Source organism: Mesorhizobium sp. M1E.F.Ca.ET.041.01.1.1 (assembly GCF_003997355.1).
Classification (GTDB): Bacteria; Pseudomonadota; Alphaproteobacteria; order Rhizobiales; family Rhizobiaceae; genus Mesorhizobium.
Map to the genome: position 1 here is coordinate 1 of NZ_RZSL01000648.1, position 3,135 is coordinate 3,135.

4 protein-coding genes are annotated in these 3,135 nt (G+C 64.4%); 2 read left to right on the forward strand and 2 right to left on the reverse strand.

Annotated features, from left to right (window positions below; translation table 11 throughout):
• Nucleotides 1-24: 24 nt before the first annotated feature.
• Nucleotides 25-900 carry an EamA family transporter gene (locus tag EOA38_RS31870; protein WP_127301094.1) on the reverse strand — a complete coding sequence of 292 codons (876 nt, stop codon included), beginning with the start codon at nucleotides 898-900 and terminating at the stop codon, nucleotides 25-27.
• A 91-nt stretch (nucleotides 901-991) separates the two neighbouring features.
• Nucleotides 992-1,783 (reverse strand): DUF3108 domain-containing protein, encoded by a 792-nt coding sequence (locus EOA38_RS31875; RefSeq protein WP_126091672.1) that lies wholly within the window; start codon nucleotides 1,781-1,783, stop codon nucleotides 992-994.
• Between the two features lie 254 nt (nucleotides 1,784-2,037).
• On the opposite strand from EOA38_RS31875, the gene rpmB reads away from it, so the two are divergent.
• Together rpmB and EOA38_RS31885 are read left to right on the forward strand one after the other, a co-directional pair.
• Complete coding sequence (rpmB, locus tag EOA38_RS31880; protein WP_126091671.1) at nucleotides 2,038-2,334, forward strand: 50S ribosomal protein L28; 297 nt, start codon at nucleotides 2,038-2,040, stop codon at nucleotides 2,332-2,334.
• 115 nt (nucleotides 2,335-2,449) lie between these two features.
• Nucleotides 2,450-3,130 (forward strand): queuosine precursor transporter, encoded by a 681-nt coding sequence (locus EOA38_RS31885; RefSeq protein ID WP_126091670.1) that lies wholly within the window; start codon nucleotides 2,450-2,452, stop codon nucleotides 3,128-3,130.
• Nucleotides 3,131-3,135: the final 5 nt, after the last annotated feature.

The window sequence follows — 3,135 nt, forward strand, 5'->3', positions numbered from 1 at the left end:
CCTTTTATGCCTGGGATATCGGCGTCAAGCGCGGCAACATCCAGGTGCTGGGGGCGGCAAGCTACGCCGCGCCGCTCCGCCGGTGATGAGCACGCAGGCCGCGAGGATGCGCAGCGACGGCTCGGCGACACCTGCCGCAATCAGCACCAGCGTCGACAAGAGCGGCGCGGCGTAGCTTGCCGCCCCCAGCACCTGGATGTTGCCGCGCTTGACGCCGATATCCCAGGCATAAAAGGCGGCTCCCACCGGCATCAGACCGAGCCCGACGACCGCCAGCCACTGCCCTGGACCCTCGGGCAGCACGGTTTTTTCGAGCAACAGATGGCAGACGAGCGAAAGCGCCGACGTGGCGGCACAGAACCATGTGACGATCGAGGTCGGCACCGACGGGAACCGCCGCGACAGGAGCGAATAGGACGACCAGACAAGCGCGCAGACGCCCGCCATCGCATAGCCGAAGGCGTAGCGTGCGTCGAAGGCTAGTCCGCCGCCCTTGGTGACGATCAGGAAGGTACCGGCAAGCCCCAGCAGCGCGCCGACGACATGGTTCCAGGCCAACCTTTCGCCCGGCATCAGCGCCGAGCCGAGCACGATGAAGAGCGGCCACAGATAAGCGATCAGGCTCGCCTCGACGGCAGGCGCATTGCGCAGCGCCGTGAAGTAGAAGAAGTGGTAGCCGAACAGGCCGGCAATCCCGATCAGCCACACTTGCGGCGGTATTTTCCGGCGCTTGTCGGGAGCTGGCATCACCAGCCTTGCAACAAGCCCGACACAAGTGCCGATGGCGAAGGTGATGGCGGACAAAAGGAACGGCGGCACCTGCCCGGAGGCGTCGGTGAGCAGCGCGAGCAGCGCCCACATGGCTACCGCCGAAAAACCGATCAGTGTCGCGCGCCCCATACCTGCCCCCCGGCGGCGCGCCGCGGCGCCCCTAAAAGCAATTCCAGGAAAAGTGCGTAGCGGTTTTTCCGTCCGGAATTGCGCAAAAAAACTATTCGACTGCTTCGAACCGTCTCGCGCTGATGGTCAGCGGACCGATCTGGGTCCCGACCGTGGCGCGGATCGGCGCATATACGCCGGATTGGCCGAGCGGTGCAAACGTCACCATCATGCGGCTCTTGTTCTTGAGGAACTCCAGCGCCTTGCGGCCCTTGCGATAGCCCGCCACGGGCTCGAAGCCCATCCTGCAGGTGACGGTGTCGCCCTTGTAGCCGGGCACCGAGATCGAGCCTTTCGAGGCATAGGTCAGCGACAGGTTGGCGCGCATTTCGCCGTCATAGAATTTGACGGTCCGCCCGCAGACCTTGTCCAGGCTGTCGGCATGGATGACGGTCGCCGCCATCGGATCGAGCACCGACTTCAGGTCGCCGTCGCCGACCGGCACCCAGCTCTTGGGATCGCGCTTCTTCGGCGGCGGAATGACTTCGGTCGAGGCGACACCGCCATTGGCGAAGCGGATGTCGACGACAGACGCCTTCTTGCCGGAGGTATAGTCCGCCCTGAAGGCCCTCGGCTGCATCTGCTGGCCGGAAATCGTGCCTTTCGACGAGATCGTGCCCTTGGTGTCGTCGAACAGCCTGCCGAGGCCTGCGGCCGAGACCGTGCCGTCGATCGCATAGGCGTCGCCCTCGTAGCGGCTCGAAAACGTCGCCCTGGCGATCGAAAGGCCGAGGAACGATACCGTATATTCACCCTTGAAGGCCTGCGGCGAGGCCGCGGCGAAACTCGTCGTCGGGACGGTGAGGGCGAACAGCGCGACAATTGCGCGGGATGGTCGAAGCATGGCGGGCGGCGAGTCCTTGATCCTGGCCGGAAACGCTTTGCTCCAGCCTGGCAATCCCTTCGCGAAGGGCTTATACGGCAAAATCCGGCCTTAATATGGAGCGCGTCACGTCACTACGCACGCGCCGGAGCTTGACGCAGTGGCGAAATGCAACTAAGGAACGCCAACTTTTCCAAAGGCCGCCTGACCGAGACCGCGCGCCGCCTGGCGCGGGCAGAATGGTTTGGCAGGTTAAGAACTGAAGGTTAGACAAGATGTCCCGCACCTGCGAGCTCACTGCCAAGGCAGTCCAGACCGGCAACAATGTGAGCCATGCCAACAACAAGACCAAGCGCCGCTTCCTGCCGAATCTGGTCAACGTGACGCTGATTTCCGAAGCGCTGAACCAGAACGTGCGCCTGCGCATTTCGGCCAACGCGCTGCGTTCGGTCGAGCATCGCGGCGGTCTCGACGCGTTCCTGACCAAGGCCGACGCCAAGGAGCTGTCGCAGCGCGCCCGTCTCCTGAAGAAGCAGATCGCCAAGAAGCTGGCCGAACAGCCGGCCGCTTAAAGCGCCCTTATCAGGCGGGGGACGAAAGCCTCGAGCCCCGGCCCAGACCGGTGCTCAAAACATGAGCGAGCGCTGGACATGGCGCTCGGCTGGTTCCATTACCCAGGATAAAAAAATGAATTTCCTGACGCGATACCTGCCTTTCGTGGCCGCCATGGCGCTTGTCGTCGTGGCGTCGAACATCCTTGTCCAGTTCCCGATGCAGGGCCAGATCGGCGGCCTGTCGCTGGCCGACCTGCTCACCTGGGGCGCCTTCACCTATCCCTTCTCCTTCCTCGTCACCGACCTTGCCAACCGCCGCTACGGGCCGGCCGTGGCGCGCAAGGTGGTGTTCGTCGGCTTCATGACGGCGGTGACCTGCTCGATCCTCGTTCCGCCCTTCCTGTTTCGCCACGGCCTGATCGAATTCGAGACCGCGGCCGACCGGCTGGTGCGGATCGCGGCCGCTTCCGGTGCCGCCTTCCTCATCGCGCAACTGCTCGACGTCACGGTCTTCAACCGGCTGCGCCGGCAGAGCTGGTGGCGCGCGCCGATCCTTGGCACCTTGGCCGGTTCTATCTTCGACACGGTCGTGTTCTTCGGCGTCGCCTTCTCTGCCGCGTTTGCCCTTGTCGGGCCGAATGACAGCTTCGCGCTGGAAACGGCGCCGCTGATGGGCGTTCTGCCTGTCGAGACCATGCGCTGGGTCTCCTGGGCGCTCGGCGATCTCTCGGTCAAGCTGATCATCGCCGTTGTCGCGCTGATCCCCTACCGGCTGGTCGCCGCCCGCTGGAGCCAGCCGGCGCTCGCGGTCTAGAGCAT

Excerpts from the sequence above, each read along its gene's own strand:
- EOA38_RS31885 (WP_126091670.1), top strand. The coding sequence starts at position 2,450 with ATGAATTTCCTGACGCGATACCTGCCTTTCGTGGCCGCCATGGCGCTT.
- EOA38_RS31875 (WP_126091672.1), bottom strand. The coding sequence starts at position 1,783 with ATGCTTCGACCATCCCGCGCAATTGTCGCGCTGTTCGCCCTCACCGTC.
- EOA38_RS31870 (WP_127301094.1), bottom strand. The coding sequence starts at position 900 with ATGGGGCGCGCGACACTGATCGGTTTTTCGGCGGTAGCCATGTGGGCG.
- rpmB (WP_126091671.1), top strand. The coding sequence starts at position 2,038 with ATGTCCCGCACCTGCGAGCTCACTGCCAAGGCAGTCCAGACCGGCAAC.